Genomic DNA, 19,365 nt, shown 5'->3' on the forward strand with positions numbered 1-19,365 from the left:
TCTTTAACAATTTATCAGACAATCTGTGTGGGCACTCGCAGGATTGATATCTCAGTACCTTCGGGTACAAAAAAATATCAAGTCTTGAAGAGTGACCAAGCAGTAATTCATTTAGTTGAATTATTACGAAAGTTAATTTTTGAGCACTCGCTTCACGAGTTGAAGCAAATCAAGCTTTTAATTGAAGAGTTTGATCATGGCTCAGATTGAACGCTGGCGGCAGGCCTAACACATGCAAGTCGAGCGGCAGCGGAAAGTAGCTTGCTACTTTGCCGGCGAGCGGCGGACGGGTGAGTAATGTCTGGGAAACTGCCTGATGGAGGGGGATAACTACTGGAAACGGTAGCTAATACCGCATAACGTCGCAAGACCAAAGAGGGGGACCTTCGGGCCTCTTGCCATCAGATGTGCCCAGATGGGATTAGCTAGTAGGTGGGGTAATGGCTCACCTAGGCGACGATCCCTAGCTGGTCTGAGAGGATGACCAGCCACACTGGAACTGAGACACGGTCCAGACTCCTACGGGAGGCAGCAGTGGGGAATATTGCACAATGGGCGCAAGCCTGATGCAGCCATGCCGCGTGTATGAAGAAGGCCTTCGGGTTGTAAAGTACTTTCAGCGAGGAGGAAGGCATTGTGGTTAATAACCGCAGTGATTGACGTTACTCGCAGAAGAAGCACCGGCTAACTCCGTGCCAGCAGCCGCGGTAATACGGAGGGTGCAAGCGTTAATCGGAATTACTGGGCGTAAAGCGCACGCAGGCGGTTTGTTAAGTCAGATGTGAAATCCCCGGGCTCAACCTGGGAACTGCATTTGAAACTGGCAAGCTTGAGTCTTGTAGAGGGGGGTAGAATTCCAGGTGTAGCGGTGAAATGCGTAGAGATCTGGAGGAATACCGGTGGCGAAGGCGGCCCCCTGGACAAAGACTGACGCTCAGGTGCGAAAGCGTGGGGAGCAAACAGGATTAGATACCCTGGTAGTCCACGCCGTAAACGATGTCGACTTGGAGGTTGTTCCCTTGAGGAGTGGCTTCCGGAGCTAACGCGTTAAGTCGACCGCCTGGGGAGTACGGCCGCAAGGTTAAAACTCAAATGAATTGACGGGGGCCCGCACAAGCGGTGGAGCATGTGGTTTAATTCGATGCAACGCGAAGAACCTTACCTACTCTTGACATCCACAGAATTCGGTAGAGATACCTTAGTGCCTTCGGGAACTGTGAGACAGGTGCTGCATGGCTGTCGTCAGCTCGTGTTGTGAAATGTTGGGTTAAGTCCCGCAACGAGCGCAACCCTTATCCTTTGTTGCCAGCGGTTCGGCCGGGAACTCAAAGGAGACTGCCAGTGATAAACTGGAGGAAGGTGGGGATGACGTCAAGTCATCATGGCCCTTACGAGTAGGGCTACACACGTGCTACAATGGCGCATACAAAGAGAAGCGACCTCGCGAGAGCAAGCGGACCTCATAAAGTGCGTCGTAGTCCGGATCGGAGTCTGCAACTCGACTCCGTGAAGTCGGAATCGCTAGTAATCGTGGATCAGAATGCCACGGTGAATACGTTCCCGGGCCTTGTACACACCGCCCGTCACACCATGGGAGTGGGTTGCAAAAGAAGTAGGTAGCTTAACCTTCGGGAGGGCGCTTACCACTTTGTGATTCATGACTGGGGTGAAGTCGTAACAAGGTAACCGTAGGGGAACCTGCGGTTGGATCACCTCCTTACCTAATAGATACAACCCGCGTAGTGCTCACACAGATTGTCTGATAGAAAACGAGCAGTAAAACCTTATAGGCTTGTAGCTCAGGTGGTTAGAGCGCACCCCTGATAAGGGTGAGGTCGGTGGTTCAAGTCCACTCAGGCCTACCAAATTCTCCCCTGTTCTGCGTTGCAACTCCGGCTCGCATACCAAAGTATGCGTCTCGAAGCTGCGCCTTGACCAGTGAAGAATTATCGGTAAAAAAATCAAAGGTTTTACGAAATCGATGGGGCTATAGCTCAGCTGGGAGAGCGCCTGCCTTGCACGCAGGAGGTCAGCGGTTCGATCCCGCTTAGCTCCACCATCATTTCACGCTCACACAATACTTCCGAGTGTACCGTACAGCGGTGTACTGCGAAGTATTTGCTCTTTAAAAATCCGGAACAAGCTGAAAATTGAAACGACATGTCGTCTCATTCCTCCGTAATAAGGAATGGGAATACGATATGTTCGAGTCTCTCAAATTTTCACAACGTCGATTGTGTCTTACGAGACACCTTCGGGTTGTGAGGTTAAGCGACTAAGCGTACACGGTGGATGCCCTGGCAGTCAGAGGCGATGAAGGACGTGCTAATCTGCGATAAGCGTCGGTAAGGTGATATGAACCGTTATAACCGGCGATTTCCGAATGGGGAAACCCAGTGTGATTCGTCACACTATCGTTAAGCCAATACATAACTTAACGAAGCGAACCGGGGGAACTGAAACATCTAAGTACCCCGAGGAAAAGAAATCAACCGAGATTCCCCCAGTAGCGGCGAGCGAACGGGGAGCAGCCCAGAACCTGAATCAGTTTGTGTGTTAGTGGAAGCGTCTGGAAAGTCGCAGGGTACAGGGTGATACTCCCGTACACTAAAATGCACATTCTGTGAGTTCGAAGAGTAGGGCGGGACACGTGGTATCCTGTCTGAATATGGGGGGACCATCCTCCAAGGCTAAATACTCCTGACTGACCGATAGTGAACCAGTACCGTGAGGGAAAGGCGAAAAGAACCCCGGCGAGGGGAGTGAAACAGAACCTGAAACCGTGTACGTACAAGCAGTGGGAGCCTCATTTATGGGGTGACTGCGTACCTTTTGTATAATGGGTCAGCGACTTATATTCTGTAGCAAGGTTAACCGTATAGGGGAGCCGCAGGGAAACCGAGTCTTAACTGGGCGTTAAGTTGCAGGGTATAGACCCGAAACCCGGTGATCTAGCCATGGGCAGGTTGAAGGTTGGGTAACACTAACTGGAGGACCGAACCGACTAATGTTGAAAAATTAGCGGATGACTTGTGGCTGGGGGTGAAAGGCCAATCAAACCGGGAGATAGCTGGTTCTCCCCGAAAGCTATTTAGGTAGCGCCTCGTGAATTCATCTTCGGGGGTAGAGCACTGTTTCGGCTAGGGGGCCATCCCGGCTTACCAACCCGATGCAAACTACGAATACCGAAGAATGTTATCACGGGAGACACACGGCGGGTGCTAACGTCCGTCGTGAAGAGGGAAACAACCCAGACCGCCAGCTAAGGTCCCAAAGTCATGGTTAAGTGGGAAACGATGTGGGAAGGCACAGACAGCCAGGATGTTGGCTTAGAAGCAGCCATCATTTAAAGAAAGCGTAATAGCTCACTGGTCGAGTCGGCCTGCGCGGAAGATGTAACGGGGCTAAACCATGCACCGAAGCTGCGGCAGCGACACTATGTGTTGTTGGGTAGGGGAGCGTTCTGTAAGCCGTCGAAGGTGAACTGTGAGGTTTGCTGGAGGTATCAGAAGTGCGAATGCTGACATAAGTAACGATAAAGCGGGTGAAAAGCCCGCTCGCCGGAAGACCAAGGGTTCCTGTCCAACGTTAATCGGGGCAGGGTGAGTCGACCCCTAAGGCGAGGCCGAAAGGCGTAGTCGATGGGAAACAGGTTAATATTCCTGTACTCGGTGTTACTGCGAAGGGGGGACGGAGAAGGCTATGTTAGCCGGGCGACGGTTGTCCCGGTTTAAGCATGTAGGCGGAGAGTTTAGGTAAATCCGGACTCTTATTAAACGCTGAGGTGTAATGACGAGGCACTACGGTGCTGAAGTAACAAATGCCCTGCTTCCAGGAAAAGCCTCTAAGCATCAGGTAACATCAAATCGTACCCCAAACCGACACAGGTGGTCAGGTAGAGAATACCAAGGCGCTTGAGAGAACTCGGGTGAAGGAACTAGGCAAAATGGTGCCGTAACTTCGGGAGAAGGCACGCTGTCGTTAGGTGAAGCGATTTACTCGTGGAGCTGAAGGCAGTCGAAGATACCAGCTGGCTGCAACTGTTTATTAAAAACACAGCACTGTGCAAACACGAAAGTGGACGTATACGGTGTGACGCCTGCCCGGTGCCGGAAGGTTAATTGATGGGGTCAGCCGCAAGGCGAAGCTCTTGATCGAAGCCCCGGTAAACGGCGGCCGTAACTATAACGGTCCTAAGGTAGCGAAATTCCTTGTCGGGTAAGTTCCGACCTGCACGAATGGCGTAATGATGGCCAGGCTGTCTCCACCCGAGACTCAGTGAAATTGAACTCGCTGTGAAGATGCAGTGTACCCGCGGCAAGACGGAAAGACCCCGTGAACCTTTACTATAGCTTGACACTGAACACTGGTCCTTGATGTGTAGGATAGGTGGGAGGCTTTGAAGCGTGGACGCCAGTCTGCGTGGAGCCAACCTTGAAATACCACCCTTTAATGGCTGGTGTTCTAACGTAGACCCGTGATCCGGGTTGCGGACAGTGTCTGGTGGGTAGTTTGACTGGGGCGGTCTCCTCCTAAAGCGTAACGGAGGAGCACGAAGGTTAGCTAATCACGGTCGGACATCGTGAGGTTAGTGCAAAGGCATAAGCTAGCTTGACTGCGAGAGTGACGGCTCGAGCAGGTGCGAAAGCAGGTCTTAGTGATCCGGTGGTTCTGAATGGAAGGGCCATCGCTCAACGGATAAAAGGTACTCCGGGGATAACAGGCTGATACCGCCCAAGAGTTCATATCGACGGCGGTGTTTGGCACCTCGATGTCGGCTCATCACATCCTGGGGCTGAAGTAGGTCCCAAGGGTATGGCTGTTCGCCATTTAAAGTGGTACGCGAGCTGGGTTTAGAACGTCGTGAGACAGTTCGGTCCCTATCTGCCGTGGGCGCTGGAGAATTGAGGGGGGCTGCTCCTAGTACGAGAGGACCGGAGTGGACGCATCACTGGTGTTCGGGTTGTCATGCCAATGGCATTGCCCGGTAGCTAAATGCGGAAGAGATAAGCGCTGAAAGCATCTAAGCGCGAAACTTGCCCCGAGATGAATTCTCCCTGACTCCTTGAGAGTCCTGAAGGAACGTTGAAGACTACGACGTTGATAGGCTGGGTGTGTAAGCGTAGCGATACGTTGAGCTAACCAGTACTAATGATCCGTGAGGCTTAACCTTACAACACCGAAGGTGTTTTGGTGAGAGACAGACAATTTAATTTTCAGCGGAATTCCGAGATTGAATCAATGGTTACGTGAATAACGTAACGGTTGATAAACAGAATATGCCTGGCGGCACTAGCGCGGTGGTCCCACCTGACCCCATGCCGAACTCAGAAGTGAAACGCCGTAGCGCCGATGGTAGTGTGGGGTCTCCCCATGCGAGAGTAGGGAACTGCCAGGCTTCAAACAAGTGAAAAGCCCTGCACTGACGTGCAGGGCTTTTTGCCGTCTGCGGTTTACAACATTTCCGCCATACAAGCCAAGCTCTGTCAGATAAGGTAAACTAGCTGGGTTCAAACTCAGGAAAGATATCGACATGAGCACCTCTCTTAAGCCCTTCAATACCTTTGGTATTCAGTCCAACGCTTCTCAAATTGTCATTGCACAAACTGTGCAACAGCTCCAACAAGCGTGGAGTGAAGCAGCGCTTGCCCAACAGCCAGCGCTTATCCTGGGCGAGGGCAGTAACGTTCTCTTTCTTGATGATTTTGCCGGCACAGTAATCATTAACCGCATTATCGGTATAGAGGTCATTGAAAAGGACGACGCCTGGTACTTACACGTTGGTGCTGGCGAAAATTGGCATCATCTTGTCGAATATACCCTGCAGCATTCGATGCCAGGGCTGGAAAACCTGGCGCTGATCCCGGGTTGTGTTGGTTCGTCACCTATTCAAAATATCGGCGCTTATGGAGTTGAGCTAAAGAAGGTCTGCGATTACGTGGACTGCGTTGATCTACGCAGCGGCGAGCAGCATCGACTTAGCAGCCCCGAGTGCTTATTTGGTTATCGTGACAGCATTTTCAAACATCAGTATCAGGATGGCTACGCGATAACTGCCGTCGGCTTACGACTGCCAAAAATATGGCAACCGGTACTGACCTATGGTGATTTAACTCGCCTGGATCCGGCCACCGTAACTCCACTTCAGGTGTTTGATGCCGTATGCCTTATGCGTATGACGAAGCTTCCCGATCCCCGCGTTAATGGCAATGCCGGAAGCTTCTTTAAAAACCCGGTCATTATTGGTGAGCAAGCTGCGGAACTGTTATCCAATTTTCCTAACGCACCCCATTATCCACAAGCTGATGGAACCACAAAACTAGCTGCAGGCTGGCTGATCGATCAGTGCGAGCTAAAAGGCTTCAAGATTGGAGGGGCTGCGGTTCATCGGCAGCAGGCATTGGTTTTGATAAATGATGCGCAGGCTACCAGTCAGGATGTCGTGAAACTGGCGCACCATGTTCGCCAGCGTGTCGGTGAGAAATTCAACGTATGGCTGGAGCCTGAGGTACGTTTTATCGGCCAGCAAGGTGAAGTCAGTGCAGTGGAGACCATCGCGTGAAAGATAATAAAATACCTCTGACACTAATAAGCATTCTGGCAGATGGTCAATTCCACTCGGGTGAACAACTCGGGGAAAAGCTCGGGATGAGCCGTGCGGCAATAAACAAGCATATCCAAACGCTGCGCGACTGGGGAGTGGATGTATTCACCGTTCCGGGAAAAGGCTATAGCTTACCTGACCCAATTCAGCTTCTGGATGAGGCATTTATCAAGTCGCAGATTGAAAACGGTACGGTCGCCGTATTGCCCGTCATCGACTCTACTAACCAATATTTGCTTGAGCGACTGGATAGCCTCCAGCCAGGAGATGCCTGCATTGCTGAATATCAGCAGGCCGGACGTGGGCGGCGAGGAAGGCAGTGGTTTTCCCCATTTGGGGCAAATCTCTATCTCTCCATGTACTGGCGCCTTGAGCAGGGCCCCGCAGCAGCTGTCGGCCTAAGCCTGGTTATTGGCATTGTCATGGCCGAAGTGCTTCGCGAACTTGGCGCTAAAGACGTCAGGGTAAAATGGCCCAACGATCTTTATCTCAATGACCGTAAGCTTGCGGGCATATTAGTTGAACTCACCGGCAAGACGGGGGACGCTGCACAGATAGTTATTGGCGCAGGGATAAATCTGGCGATGCGTAACGTTGCGACAGATGTCATTAACCAGGGGTGGATCAACCTTCAGGAGGCGGGCATTAATATCGACCGAAATGCGCTGGCGATCACTCTTATCCGCGAATTACGTACAGCCTTGAGCTTATTTGAACAAGAAAGCCTTGTGCCATTCCTCACCCGCTGGGAATCACTTGATAATTATGCTAATCGGCAGGTGAAGTTAATTATTGGCGATAGAGAAATATTTGGTATTGCCAGAGGTATTAACGAGCAGGGCGCTTTACTATTAGAACAGGATGGCGTTATTAAACCCTGGGTTGGTGGGGAAATATCGCTTCGTGGTGTAAATTAAATTAAGAGGGGGATATTATCCCCCCTTTTTACTATTTACGTAACCGTACGCTTTCTACAGCATGGTTTGCGCTTTTTGTCATGATAAGACTGGCGCGTTCGCGAGTTGGCAGAATATTCTCTTTTAGATTCATCCAGTTGATCTCCTTCCAGAGCTGCATGGCGATATTTACCGCTTCATCTTCCGATAGTTTCGCATAACTATGGAAATAAGAGTCAGGATCGGTAAACGCGCCTTCACGGAACTTCAGGAAACGAGTTATATACCAGTCCTGCAGTAATTCTTCTGGAGCATCGACATAGATAGAGAAGTCGACAAAATCGGATACAAATACGTGGTGCGGATCGTGCGGATAATCCATCCCACTTTGTAATACATTCAAACCTTCGAGAATGAGAATATCCGGTTGGGCAACGGTTTTATCGCCATCGGGAATAACGTCATAAATAAGATGAGAATATACCGGCGCGGTTACGTTAGTGGCTCCTGACTTCAGATCGGACACAAACTTTACCAAGCGATGCATATCATAAGACTGCGGAAAACCTTTCTTCTTCATCAAGTTGCGTTCTTTAAGCACCTTGTTTGGATGAAGAAAACCATCGGTAGTGATCAGTTCAACCTGGCGATGTTCTGGCCAGCGACTTAGCAATGCTTGCAGTACGCGCGCGGTCGTACTTTTACCCACTGCAACGCTGCCCGCGATACTAATTATGTACGGGATACGCTGCCCATTAGTGCCGAGAAATTGCTCAAGCACGGCCTGGCGGCGTAAATTTGAACTGATATAGAAATTCAACAAACGCGAAAGCGGCAGATAAATTTCTGCTACCTCATCGAGGGAAAGATCTTCATTGATGCCTTTCAACCGCGCTACTTCTCCTTCGGTCAGCGTCATCGGCACTGAGTCTCGTAAGGCTGCCCATTGGTTTCGGTTGAACTGCAGATAAGGGGTCGTCAACATTTGCTCTTTATTACTCATAAGCATGTTTCTGCCTGTAATTCAGGACAAAATGAACGTTAAACGCGGACTGAGGAAATGCAACCAATCTCAGATAATCAAAGGCGCGCAACGTATTTTACGTTTCAACAATGGGCAGGAGGGTAACACCAGATGGAGGAGAATAATAAGAAAAAAACAACAACGTGATGCGCTTGGGAAGCACCATCACGTTTTTAGAATGGGTTAACTCGCGATTGCATGCTCGTGTTGGTTTACTGCGAATAAACGTTTGTAGTAGATAACAGCAGGATGATAAAAGCCATCCTGGCTGCGCACATAATCGGGTAGCTCCCCCAGGCAGCGGTAACCCTGTGCGCGGTAAAATGCTTCTGCGGGCGTGCCTGCCTGGATATCCAGAAAAAGTAATCCGCGATGATGAGTATGAGCTGCCTGCTCTAGTGTCGAAATTAGCTGCCTGCCAATACCCTTTCTACGCATTCTGCTATGAACCAGAAGAGATTTAATGGTTGCACGATTCAAACCATCTGGTTCATCACACAGTTCAAGGCGTACCATCCCCATAAGCCCATGTTCATCTCGTGCAATCCACATCTTGAGCTCGCCATTGTCTATCGATCCCCTCAATCGATAAAAAGTGCTCTCTGCTTCTTCGCGGGAGAGAGAGTGCTGGTAGCCAACAGAAGCTCCGCCAGCAACCGAATCGAGAAGTAACGTCGCGAGTTCCCGATAGTAGATTGGTAGTGTGGCAGCATTTAACGGAACAATTTTCATCATCTACTCTCCTCCAAGTGTTTATATGAGCTTTGCAATAAGCGATCCATGCTGCATATGCCCGTGCTACAGAGAAGAAGGTCTACATTGGCGTTAGATTGCCCAAAACTGGAGCAAGAAATGATATTGGATGCTCTTTGAGAGTGCGCTGTAGCCGAATATCGCTGAGTTGGCTATTACGTAGATACTTCTTCGCGGCGAAAAACCTGACCCTTACGGTGCTTTATTCGTCAATTATTCGATATGTCGCGCAAAATGTGAGCGGTAATGCATTTTATACGATTTTTTTGTTGCATAGCGGCGTCTGTCTTCCTAGAATGCGCGCTACTTGATGCCGACTTAGCTCAGTAGGTAGAGCAACTGACTTGTAATCAGTAGGTCACCAGTTCGATTCCGGTAGTCGGCACCATCAAGTGCCTGGTGGGGTTCCCGAGCGGCCAAAGGGAGCAGACTGTAAATCTGCCGTCATCGACTTCGAAGGTTCGAATCCTTCCCCCACCACCATTTTAAGGCGACGCTTCGCGAAGCCCGAGACGATTAGCTCCAGGCGAGTCGGCTCGAATACTGAGAGGTTTCCTCTCATATTCAATACAGAATTAAAGCAGGTAGCCGAGTTCCAGGATGCGGGCATCGTATAATGGCTATTACCTCAGCCTTCCAAGCTGATGATGTGGGTTCGATTCCCACTGCCCGCTCCAGATGTGCTGATATAGCTCAGTTGGTAGAGCGCACCCTTGGTAAGGGTGAGGTCGGCAGTTCGAATCTGCCTATCAGCACCACTTCTATTCTCCTCCCTGTTCTTCTTCTGTTATGAATTCAGCAAATTCAGGCATTTGCCTGGTTGATGTGGTGATACCACCGATTTATCCGTGTCTTAGAGGGACAATCGATGTCTAAAGAAAAGTTTGAACGTACAAAACCGCACGTTAACGTCGGTACTATCGGCCACGTTGACCATGGTAAAACAACGCTGACCGCTGCAATCACTACCGTTCTGGCTAAAACCTACGGCGGTGCTGCTCGCGCATTCGACCAGATCGATAACGCGCCAGAAGAAAAGGCTCGTGGTATCACCATCAACACTTCCCACGTTGAATATGACACCCCGACTCGTCACTACGCGCACGTTGACTGCCCAGGGCACGCCGACTACGTTAAAAACATGATCACCGGTGCTGCTCAGATGGACGGCGCTATTCTGGTTGTTGCTGCGACTGATGGCCCTATGCCACAGACCCGTGAGCACATCCTGCTGGGTCGTCAGGTAGGCGTTCCTTACATCATCGTGTTCCTGAACAAATGTGACATGGTTGATGACGAAGAGCTGCTGGAACTGGTAGAAATGGAAGTTCGTGAACTTCTGTCTCAGTATGATTTCCCGGGCGACGACACTCCAATCGTTCGCGGTTCTGCTCTGAAAGCGCTGGAAGGCGAAGCTGAGTGGGAAGCGAAAATCATCGAACTGGCTGGCTACCTGGACTCTTACATCCCAGAACCAGAGCGTGCTATCGACAAGCCGTTCCTGCTGCCAATCGAAGACGTATTCTCCATCTCCGGCCGTGGTACTGTTGTTACCGGTCGTGTAGAGCGCGGTATCGTTAAAGTTGGTGAAGAAGTTGAAATCGTTGGTATCAAAGATACTGCGAAATCTACCTGTACCGGCGTTGAAATGTTCCGCAAACTGCTGGACGAAGGCCGTGCTGGTGAGAACGTTGGTGTTCTGCTGCGTGGTATCAAACGTGAAGAAATCGAACGTGGTCAGGTACTGGCTAAGCCAGGCTCTATCAAGCCACACACCAAGTTCGAATCTGAAGTTTATATCCTGTCCAAAGACGAAGGCGGCCGTCATACTCCGTTCTTCAAAGGCTACCGTCCACAGTTCTACTTCCGTACAACTGACGTGACTGGTACCATCGAACTGCCAGAAGGCGTTGAGATGGTAATGCCGGGCGACAACATCAAAATGGTTGTTACCCTGATCCACCCAATCGCAATGGACGACGGTCTGCGTTTCGCAATCCGTGAAGGCGGCCGTACCGTTGGTGCTGGCGTCGTTGCTAAAGTTCTTAGCTAATCGCTGATAACATTTGACGCAATGCGCAAGGAAAGGGCATCATTTGATGCCCTTTTTGTACGCTCTCGATACAGAACCTGGCTCATCAGTGATTTTTTACTCATAATCATTGCTGAGACAGGCTCTGAAGATGGCGTTTATACCGAATAGCGCCTGAAAAGAGCAATTCGGTTTGGTTTTGCCTCGCATCTGCGGGGCAAAAATGTTTGTCTGATTTATTGTGACAGGTTGGTTTATGAGTGCGAATACCGAAGCTCACGGAAGCGGGCGCGGCCTGGAAACGATGAAATGGCTGGTTGTCGCCGTTCTGCTGATTCTGGCGATCGTGGGTAACTACATTTATCGTGATGTGACCTTGCCTTTGCGTGCCCTGGCAGTGGTTATTATGATTGCTGCAGCGGGTGGTGTCGCGCTGTTGACGACGAAAGGCAAAGCGACAGTTGCTTTCGCCCGTGAAGCGAGAACCGAAGTACGTAAAGTGATTTGGCCTACTCGCCAGGAAACATTGCACACCACCTTAATCGTGGCAGCAGTTACTGCTGTAATGTCACTGATTCTGTGGGGGCTGGATGGTATTTTGGTCCGTCTGGTTTCTTTTATTACTGGCCTGAGGTTCTAAGATGTCTGAAGCCCCTAAAAAGCGCTGGTACGTCGTTCAGGCGTTTTCCGGTTTTGAAGGCCGCGTAGCCACTTCGCTGCGTGAGCATATCAAATTGCACAACATGGAAGAGTTATTTGGCGAAGTCATGGTGCCGACCGAAGAAGTGGTCGAAATCCGTGGTGGCCAGCGTCGCAAAAGCGAACGCAAATTCTTCCCGGGCTATGTGCTGGTCCAAATGGTTATGAACGATGCGAGCTGGCACCTTGTGCGTAGCGTTCCGCGCGTTATGGGTTTCATTGGCGGCACGTCTGACCGTCCGGCTCCAATTAGCGATAAAGAAGTTGATGCGATTATGAACCGCCTGCAGCAGGTTGGTGATAAGCCGCGTCCTAAAACGCTATTCGAACCGGGTGAAATGGTTCGTGTTAGCGATGGTCCGTTTGCTGACTTTAACGGCGTAGTAGAAGAAGTAGATTACGAAAAGAGCCGCTTGAAGGTTTCTGTATCTATCTTCGGTCGTGCTACACCGGTCGAACTGGATTTTGCTCAGGTCGAAAAAGCCTGATAGCCAGGTTGTAAAAGCAGCGATTATTCGTTGCACAGGGCGCGAGATTGGAATACAATTTCGCGCCTTTTGTTTTTATGTGTCTTGTATACCTGAAGACAATTTATTCACGGGGAGCCTCATTGAGGCGCTATAACCCACTAGAGGAAATTTAGATGGCTAAGAAAGTCCAAGCCTACGTCAAGCTGCAAGTTGCAGCTGGTATGGCGAACCCAAGTCCACCAGTTGGTCCAGCTCTGGGTCAGCAGGGTGTTAACATCATGGAATTCTGTAAAGCGTTCAACGCAAAAACTGATTCCATCGAAAAAGGTCTGCCAATTCCGGTTGTTATTACCGTTTACGCTGACCGTTCTTTCACTTTCGTTACTAAGACCCCACCGGCTGCAGTTCTGCTCAAGAAAGCTGCTGGCATCAAGTCTGGTTCCGGTAAGCCGAACAAAGACAAAGTGGGTAAAGTGACCCGTGCTCAGGTGCGTGAAATCGCAGAAACCAAAGCTGCGGACATGACTGGTTCTGACGTTGAAGCGATGACTCGCTCTATCGAAGGTACTGCTCGTTCCATGGGCCTGGTAGTGGAGGATTAAGAAATGGCTAAACTGACCAAGCGCATGCGCGTGATCCGTGACAAAGTTGATGCGACTAAACAGTACGACATCAACGAAGCCGTTGCTTTGCTCAAAGAGCTGGCCACTGCTAAATTCGTAGAAAGCGTTGACGTTGCTGTTAACCTCGGCATCGACGCTCGTAAATCTGACCAGAACGTTCGCGGTGCAACTGTACTGCCACACGGTACTGGCCGTTCAGTTCGCGTAGCCGTATTTGCTCAGGGCCCTAACGCTGAAGCAGCTAAAGCTGCTGGCGCAGAGCTGGTAGGTATGGAAGATCTGGCTGACCAGATCAAAAAAGGCGAAATGAACTTCGACGTTGTTATCGCATCTCCAGATGCAATGCGCGTTGTTGGCCAACTGGGCCAGGTTCTGGGTCCACGTGGCCTGATGCCTAACCCGAAAGTTGGTACTGTAACCCCTAACGTTGCTGAAGCGGTTAAGAACGCTAAAGCTGGTCAGGTTCGTTACCGTAACGACAAAAACGGCATCATTCACACTACCATCGGTAAAGTGGACTTTGACGCTGACAAACTGAAAGAAAACCTGGAATCCCTGCTGGTTGCGTTGAAAAAAGCGAAACCTTCTCAGGCTAAAGGCGTTTTCATCAAGAAAGTTAGCCTGTCCACCACCATGGGTGCAGGTGTTGCGATCGACCAGTCTGGTCTGAACGCGGTGGCGAATTAATAATCGCTGCTTTACGCGGGCATTCGATTAGTCTAAAATCTTACGCCCGTTGCCTTGCTTGCAAGGCATACAGAATTTTCGGTTGGAGCCTGGCCTTATCCAGGCCTCCGTCCAAGACCGCAGGTGTTTCGCAAGAGACTTAATTTCCTGCGTAGACGGTGACAGAACCTGAAGAATATTTTTGATAGTCTTTGGCTTGTTTCTGCTCACCGTATGTCGACGTTCATTATCGTTTTGATAATGAGTGAAGTGAGTTCCGGGGGTAACCCCGGCTAATATCCAGGAGCAAAGCTAATGGCTTTAAATCTTCAAGACAAACAAGCGATTGTTGCTGAAGTCAGCGAAGTAGCCAAAGGCGCGCTGTCTGCGGTTGTTGCGGATTCCCGTGGCGTTACCGTAGATAAAATGACTGAACTGCGTAAAGCAGGTCGTGAAGCTGGCGTTTACATGCGTGTTGTTCGTAACACCCTGCTGCGCCGCGTCGTTGAAGGTACTCAGTTCGAGTGCCTGAAAGACACGTTTGTTGGTCCAACCTTGATTGCATATTCTATGGAACACCCGGGCGCTGCTGCTCGTCTGTTCAAAGATTTCGCGAAAGCGAATGCAAAATTCGAGGTTAAAGCTGCAGCCTTTGAAGGTGAGCTGATCCAGGCGGCTCAGATCGATCGCCTGGCAACTCTGCCAACTTACGATGAAGCAATCGCACGCCTGATGGCAACCATGAAAGAAGCCTCTGCAGGCAAACTGGTTCGCACTCTGGCTGCTGTACGCGATCAGAAAGAAGCTGCTTAATAGCGCTTTGTTTTCTAACGCATTTGCTTACGTATAAACTTATTCTGATTTTCAGGAACAATTGTTATGTCTATCACTAAAGATCAAATCATTGAAGCAGTATCCGCTATGTCTGTAATGGACGTTGTTGAACTGATTTCTGCAATGGAAGAAAAATTCGGTGTTTCCGCTGCTGCTGCTGTAGCTGTTGCTGCAGGCCCAGCTGAAGCTGCTGAAGAGAAAACTGAATTCGACGTTATTCTGAAAGCTGCTGGCGCTAACAAAGTTGCCGTTATCAAAGCAGTTCGTGGCGCAACCGGTCTGGGCTTGAAAGAAGCTAAAGACCTGGTAGAAGCTACCGGTGCTATCAAAGAAGGCATCAGCAAAGATGACGCAGAAGCTCTGAAAAAAGCTCTGGAAGAAGCTGGCGCTGAAGTTGAAGTTAAATAAGCCAACCCTTCCGGTTGCAGCCTGAGAAATTAGGCTGATGGCTGGTGACTTTTTAGTCACCAGCCTTTTTGCGCTGTAGGGTACCAGTAGCGTTTCACACTGTTTGACTGCTGGTTTCCATTCAATGTTTGTCTCTATCGACGACTTAATATACTGCGACTTTCTACACCGGGAGTTCCGGGGTAAAGCGTAGCGAAATGGTTTAAGAGTGATAGAAACAGGTATTGCGGGAAGTGTTCCACTTTCCGGTCCACAAAATAGTGTTGCACAAACTGTCCCTCCGTCGGGCAGATGGGTCGACTTGTCAGCGAGCTGAGGAACCCTATGGTTTACTCCTATACCGAGAAAAAACGTATTCGTAAGGATTTTGGAAAACGTCCGCAAGTTCTGGACATTCCTTATCTCCTTTCTATCCAGCTTGACTCGTTCCAGAAGTTTATCGAGCAAGATCCTGAAGGGCAGTACGGTCTGGAAGCAGCTTTCCGTTCCGTGTTCCCAATCCAGAGCTACAGCGGCAATTCGGAACTGCAGTACGTCAGCTATCGTCTTGGCGAACCAGTTTTCGATGTCAAAGAGTGTCAGATCCGTGGCGTGACGTATTCTGCTCCGCTGCGCGTAAAACTGCGTCTGGTGATCTACGAGCGTGAAGCGCCGGAAGGCACCGTAAAAGACATTAAAGAACAAGAAGTCTACATGGGTGAAATTCCACTCATGACTGACAACGGTACGTTTGTGATCAACGGAACTGAGCGTGTCATCGTTTCTCAGTTGCACCGTAGCCCAGGCGTGTTCTTCGACAGTGACAAGGGTAAAACCCACTCTTCAGGGAAGGTGCTGTATAACGCACGTATCATCCCTTACCGTGGTTCCTGGCTGGATTTCGAATTCGACCCGAAAGACAACCTGTTCGTACGTATTGACCGTCGCCGCAAACTGCCAGCGACCATTATTCTGCGTGCGTTGAACTACACCACTGAGCAGATTCTCGATCTGTTCTTTGAGAAAGTTAATTTCGAAATCCGTGACAACAAGCTGCAGATGGAACTGGTGCCGGAACGCCTGCGTGGCGAGACCGCTTCCTTTGACATCGAAGCTGACGGCAAAGTGTATGTCGAAAAAGGCCGCCGCATCACCGCGCGCCACATTCGCCAGCTGGAAAAAGACGATATCAAGCTTATCGAAGTTCCGGTTGAATACATTGCTGGCAAAGTTGCGGCTAAAGACTACGTTGATGCTTCTACCGGCGAACTGATTTGCCCGGCGAACATGGAACTGTCTTTGGACCTGCTGGCCAAACTGAGCCAGTCCGGTCATAAGCGCATCGAAACGCTGTTCACTAACGATCTGGACCATGGCCCGTACATGTCCGAGACCATCCGCGTCGACCCAACCAACGATCGCCTGAGCGCGCTGGTTGAGATCTACCGCATGATGCGTCCTGGCGAGCCACCAACTCGTGAAGCGGCTGAAAGCCTGTTTGAGAACCTGTTCTTCTCCGAAGACCGCTATGACCTGTCTGCGGTTGGTCGTATGAAGTTCAACCGTTCTCTGCTGCGTGATGAAATCGAAGGTTCAGGCATTCTGAGCAAAGACGACATCATTCAGGTAATGCGTAAGCTTATCGGTATTCGTAACGGCCAGGGCGAAGTGGATGATATCGACCACCTCGGCAACCGTCGTATCCGTTCCGTCGGCGAAATGGCTGAAAACCAGTTCCGTGTCGGTCTGGTACGTGTTGAGCGTGCGGTTAAAGAACGTCTGTCTCTGGGCGATCTGGACACCCTTATGCCTCAGGACATGATTAACGCCAAGCCAATCTCTGCCGCAGTTAAAGAGTTCTTCGGTTCCAGCCAGCTGTCTCAGTTCATGGACCAGAACAACCCGCTGTCTGAGATTACGCACAAGCGTCGTATCTCCGCACTCGGCCCGGGTGGTTTGACCCGTGAGCGCGCAGGCTTCGAAGTACGTGACGTACACCCAACTCACTACGGTCGTGTATGTCCTATCGAAACGCCTGAAGGCCCGAACATCGGTCTGATCAACTCCCTGTCTGTTTATGCTCAGACTAACGAATACGGCTTCTTAGAAACCCCGTATCGTCGTGTGGTTGACGGTGTGGTAACAGACGAGATTCATTATCTGTCTGCTATCGAAGAAGGTAACTACGTTATCGCCCAGGCGAACACCAACCTGGACGAAGAAGGCCGTTTCGTAGACGACCTCGTTACCTGCCGTAGCAAAGGCGAATCGAGCTTGTTCAGCAACGACCAGGTTGACTACATGGACGTTTCCACCCAGCAGGTGGTTTCCGTCGGTGCATCCCTGATCCCGTTCCTGGAACACGATGACGCCAACCGTGCATTGATGGGTGCGAACATGCAACGTCAGGCCGTTCCAACTCTGCGTGCTGATAAGCCGCTGGTTGGTACCGGTATGGAACGTGCTGTAGCCGTTGACTCCGGTGTTACTGCCGTAGCCAAACGTGGCGGTACCGTTCAGTACGTGGATGCTTCCCGTATCGTTATCAAAGTTAACGAAGACGAGATGCATGCAGGCGAAGCAGGTATCGACATCTATAACCTGACTAAGTACACCCGTTCGAACCAGAACACCTGCATCAACCAGATGCCATGTGTGTCCTTGGGCGAACCTATTGAACGTGGCGACGTGTTGGCAGACGGTCCGTCTACTGACCTCGGTGAACTGGCTCTTGGCCAGAACATGCGCGTAGCGTTCATGCCGTGGAACGGTTACAACTTCGAAGACTCCATCCTCGTATCCGAGCGTGTTGTTCAGGAAGATCGTTTCACTACTATTCACATCCAGGAGCTGGCATGTGTGTCTCGTGACACCAAGCTGGGGCCAGAAGAGATCACCGCCGACATCCCGAACGTGGGTGAAGCCGCTCTCTCCAAACTGGATGAATCCGGTATCGTTTATATCGGTGCTGAAGTGACAGGTGGCGACATTCTGGTTGGTAAGGTAACGCCGAAAGGTGAAACCCAGCTGACGCCAGAAGAGAAGCTGCTGCGTGCAATCTTCGGTGAGAAAGCGTCTGACGTTAAAGACTCTTCTCTGCGCGTACCAAACGGCGTTTCCGGTACCGTTATCGATGTGCAGGTCTTCACCCGCGATGGCGTGGAAAAAGACAAGCGCGCGCTGGAAATCGAAGAGATGCAGCTGAAGCAGGCGAAGAAAGACCTGACTGAAGAACTGCAGATCTTTGAAGCTGGTCTGTTCGCTCGTATCCATGCGGTACTGGTTGCTGGCGGCGTTGAAGCTGAGAAGCTCGACAAACTGCCTCGTGACCGTTGGCTGGAACTGGGTCTGACTGACGAAGAGAAGCAAAACCAGCTCGAGCAGCTGGCAGAGCAGTACGACGAGCTGAAGCACGAGTTTGAGAAGAAACTCGAAGCTAAGCGCCGCAAAATCACCCAAGGCGATGACCTGGCACCTGGCGTGCTGAAAATCGTCAAAGTGTACCTGGCCGTTAAACGTCAGATTCAACCGGGTGACAAAATGGCAGGTCGTCACGGGAACAAAGGTGTTATCTCCAAGATCAACCCGATCGAAGATATGCCTTACGATGAAAACGGCACGCCGGTAGACATCGTACTGAACCCGCTGGGCGTACCATCTCGTATGAACATCGGTCAGATTCTGGAAACCCACCTGGGTATGGCTGCGAAAGGTATCGGCGAGAAGATCAACGCCATGCTGAAACAGCAGCAGGAAGTCGCCAAACTGCGCGAATTCATCCAGAAAGCGTATGACTTGGGTACAGACGTTCGTCAGAAGGTTGATCTGAATACCTTCACCGACGAAGAAGTTCTGCGCCTGGCTGAAAACCTGAAAAAAGGTATGCCGATTGCTACTCCGGTATTCGACGGTGCAAAAGAGTCCGAGATCAAAGAGCTGCTGGAACTCGGCGGTCTGCCATCTTCTGGTCAGATCACCCTGTTCGACGGCCGTACCGGTGAACAGTTTGAGCGTCAGGTAACCGTAGGTTACATGTACATGCTGAAACTGAACCATCTGGTCGATGACAAAATGCACGCGCGTTCTACCGGTTCTTACAGCCTTGTTACTCAGCAGCCGCTGGGTGGTAAAGCTCAGTTCGGTGGTCAGCGCTTCGGTGAGATGGAAGTGTGGGCGCTGGAAGCATACGGCGCTGCCTATACTCTGCAGGAAATGCTGACTGTTAAGTCTGATGACGTGAATGGCCGTACCAAGATGTATAAAAACATCGTGGATGGTAATCACCAGATGGAACCAGGCATGCCGGAATCCTTCAACGTACTGTTGAAAGAGATCCGTTCGCTGGGTATCAACATCGAGCTGGAAGACGAGTAATCG

At 50.6% G+C, this 19,365-nt stretch carries 12 protein-coding genes, 6 tRNA genes and 3 rRNA genes; 19 read left to right on the top strand and 2 right to left on the bottom strand.

Annotation, left to right across the window (positions count from 1 at the left end; all coding sequences use genetic code 11):
* Positions 1 to 178 precede the first annotated feature (178 nt).
* The 7 genes from ACSPHG_RS01130 (at position 179) to birA (ending at position 7,521) form a co-directional block, all read left to right on the top strand.
* Positions 179 to 1,720 (top strand): 16S ribosomal RNA (locus tag ACSPHG_RS01130).
* 68 nt (positions 1,721 to 1,788) lie between these two features.
* A tRNA-Ile gene (locus ACSPHG_RS01135) sits at positions 1,789 to 1,865 on the top strand.
* A gap of 118 nt (positions 1,866 to 1,983) precedes the next feature.
* Positions 1,984 to 2,059, top strand: a tRNA-Ala gene (locus ACSPHG_RS01140).
* A gap of 206 nt (positions 2,060 to 2,265) precedes the next feature.
* A 23S ribosomal RNA gene (locus tag ACSPHG_RS01145) occupies positions 2,266 to 5,173 on the top strand.
* Between the two features lie 109 nt (positions 5,174 to 5,282).
* Positions 5,283 to 5,398, top strand: a 5S ribosomal RNA gene (gene rrf, locus ACSPHG_RS01150).
* Together the 16S, 23S and 5S rRNA genes with 2 tRNA genes alongside form the textbook arrangement of a ribosomal RNA operon.
* Positions 5,399 to 5,533: 135 nt before the next feature.
* A complete protein-coding gene (murB, locus tag ACSPHG_RS01155) occupies positions 5,534 to 6,562 on the top strand; it encodes a UDP-N-acetylmuramate dehydrogenase (protein WP_435951636.1) in 1,029 nt (342 codons plus the stop codon).
* Positions 6,559 to 7,521, top strand: a complete 963-nt coding sequence (gene birA / locus ACSPHG_RS01160; RefSeq protein ID WP_435951637.1) for a bifunctional biotin--[acetyl-CoA-carboxylase] ligase/biotin operon repressor BirA — start codon at positions 6,559 to 6,561, stop codon at positions 7,519 to 7,521. The genes murB and birA overlap by 4 nt, the downstream gene beginning before the upstream one ends.
* Positions 7,522 to 7,552: 31 nt before the next feature.
* Here birA and coaA read toward each other — a convergent pair whose 3' ends face one another.
* Positions 7,553 to 8,503 carry a type I pantothenate kinase gene (gene coaA / locus ACSPHG_RS01165; RefSeq protein ID WP_435951638.1) on the bottom strand — a complete coding sequence of 317 codons (951 nt, stop codon included), beginning with the start codon at positions 8,501 to 8,503 and terminating at the stop codon, positions 7,553 to 7,555.
* A 204-nt stretch (positions 8,504 to 8,707) separates the two neighbouring features.
* The gene (locus ACSPHG_RS01170) at positions 8,708 to 9,256 is read right to left on the bottom strand and encodes a GNAT family N-acetyltransferase (protein WP_435955919.1); all 549 of its coding nucleotides are present in this window, start codon (positions 9,254 to 9,256) and stop codon (positions 8,708 to 8,710) included.
* Between the two features lie 333 nt (positions 9,257 to 9,589).
* On the opposite strand from ACSPHG_RS01170, the gene ACSPHG_RS01175 reads away from it, so the two are divergent.
* The 12 genes from ACSPHG_RS01175 to rpoB all read left to right on the top strand — a co-directional run bounded on the left by ACSPHG_RS01175 (position 9,590) and on the right by rpoB (position 19,362).
* Positions 9,590 to 9,665: transfer RNA gene (locus ACSPHG_RS01175), tRNA-Thr, on the top strand.
* Positions 9,666 to 9,675: 10 nt separating this feature from the next.
* Positions 9,676 to 9,760: transfer RNA gene (locus tag ACSPHG_RS01180), tRNA-Tyr, on the top strand.
* Between the two features lie 119 nt (positions 9,761 to 9,879).
* Positions 9,880 to 9,954, top strand: a tRNA-Gly gene (locus tag ACSPHG_RS01185).
* A 5-nt stretch (positions 9,955 to 9,959) separates the two neighbouring features.
* Positions 9,960 to 10,035: transfer RNA gene (locus tag ACSPHG_RS01190), tRNA-Thr, on the top strand.
* Between the two features lie 110 nt (positions 10,036 to 10,145).
* Complete coding sequence (gene tuf, locus ACSPHG_RS01195; protein WP_435951639.1) at positions 10,146 to 11,330, top strand: elongation factor Tu; 1,185 nt, start codon at positions 10,146 to 10,148, stop codon at positions 11,328 to 11,330.
* A 235-nt stretch (positions 11,331 to 11,565) separates the two neighbouring features.
* Positions 11,566 to 11,949, top strand: coding sequence for a preprotein translocase subunit SecE (secE, locus tag ACSPHG_RS01200; protein ID WP_202308012.1), 384 nt, complete (start codon positions 11,566 to 11,568; stop codon positions 11,947 to 11,949).
* Between the two features lies 1 nt (position 11,950).
* Positions 11,951 to 12,496 (top strand): transcription termination/antitermination protein NusG, encoded by a 546-nt coding sequence (gene nusG / locus ACSPHG_RS01205; RefSeq protein ID WP_002438628.1) that lies wholly within the window; start codon positions 11,951 to 11,953, stop codon positions 12,494 to 12,496.
* Positions 12,497 to 12,651: 155 nt separating this feature from the next.
* Positions 12,652 to 13,080 carry a 50S ribosomal protein L11 gene (rplK, locus tag ACSPHG_RS01210; RefSeq protein ID WP_121268269.1) on the top strand — a complete coding sequence of 143 codons (429 nt, stop codon included), beginning with the start codon at positions 12,652 to 12,654 and terminating at the stop codon, positions 13,078 to 13,080.
* Positions 13,081 to 13,083: 3 nt separating this feature from the next.
* Positions 13,084 to 13,788 carry a 50S ribosomal protein L1 gene (gene rplA, locus ACSPHG_RS01215; RefSeq protein ID WP_202308010.1) on the top strand — a complete coding sequence of 235 codons (705 nt, stop codon included), beginning with the start codon at positions 13,084 to 13,086 and terminating at the stop codon, positions 13,786 to 13,788.
* Positions 13,789 to 14,082: 294 nt separating this feature from the next.
* On the top strand, positions 14,083 to 14,580 hold the full coding sequence (gene rplJ / locus ACSPHG_RS01220; RefSeq protein WP_435951640.1) for a 50S ribosomal protein L10: 498 nt from the start codon (positions 14,083 to 14,085) through the stop codon (positions 14,578 to 14,580).
* A 66-nt stretch (positions 14,581 to 14,646) separates the two neighbouring features.
* Complete coding sequence (gene rplL, locus ACSPHG_RS01225; protein ID WP_435951641.1) at positions 14,647 to 15,009, top strand: 50S ribosomal protein L7/L12; 363 nt, start codon at positions 14,647 to 14,649, stop codon at positions 15,007 to 15,009.
* 324 nt (positions 15,010 to 15,333) lie between these two features.
* Positions 15,334 to 19,362 (top strand): DNA-directed RNA polymerase subunit beta, encoded by a 4,029-nt coding sequence (rpoB, locus tag ACSPHG_RS01230; RefSeq protein WP_435951642.1) that lies wholly within the window; start codon positions 15,334 to 15,336, stop codon positions 19,360 to 19,362.
* The last annotated feature ends 3 nt before the right edge of the window (positions 19,363 to 19,365 follow it).

It is taken from the genome of Dryocola baronae (genome assembly GCF_051297175.1).
Taxonomy (GTDB): Bacteria; Pseudomonadota; Gammaproteobacteria; order Enterobacterales; family Enterobacteriaceae; genus Dryocola.

Coding starts and splice junctions, on each gene's coding strand:
- murB (WP_435951636.1), top strand. CDS start 5,534: ATGAGCACCTCTCTTAAGCCCTTCAATACCTTTGGTATTCAGTCCAAC.
- coaA (WP_435951638.1), bottom strand. CDS start 8,503: ATGAGTAATAAAGAGCAAATGTTGACGACCCCTTATCTGCAGTTCAAC.
- ACSPHG_RS01170 (WP_435955919.1), bottom strand. CDS start 9,256: ATGAAAATTGTTCCGTTAAATGCTGCCACACTACCAATCTACTATCGG.
- tuf (WP_435951639.1), top strand. CDS start 10,146: ATGTCTAAAGAAAAGTTTGAACGTACAAAACCGCACGTTAACGTCGGT.
- secE (WP_202308012.1), top strand. CDS start 11,566: ATGAGTGCGAATACCGAAGCTCACGGAAGCGGGCGCGGCCTGGAAACG.
- nusG (WP_002438628.1), top strand. CDS start 11,951: ATGTCTGAAGCCCCTAAAAAGCGCTGGTACGTCGTTCAGGCGTTTTCC.
- rplK (WP_121268269.1), top strand. CDS start 12,652: ATGGCTAAGAAAGTCCAAGCCTACGTCAAGCTGCAAGTTGCAGCTGGT.
- rplA (WP_202308010.1), top strand. CDS start 13,084: ATGGCTAAACTGACCAAGCGCATGCGCGTGATCCGTGACAAAGTTGAT.
- rplJ (WP_435951640.1), top strand. CDS start 14,083: ATGGCTTTAAATCTTCAAGACAAACAAGCGATTGTTGCTGAAGTCAGC.
- rplL (WP_435951641.1), top strand. CDS start 14,647: ATGTCTATCACTAAAGATCAAATCATTGAAGCAGTATCCGCTATGTCT.
- rpoB (WP_435951642.1), top strand. CDS start 15,334: ATGGTTTACTCCTATACCGAGAAAAAACGTATTCGTAAGGATTTTGGA.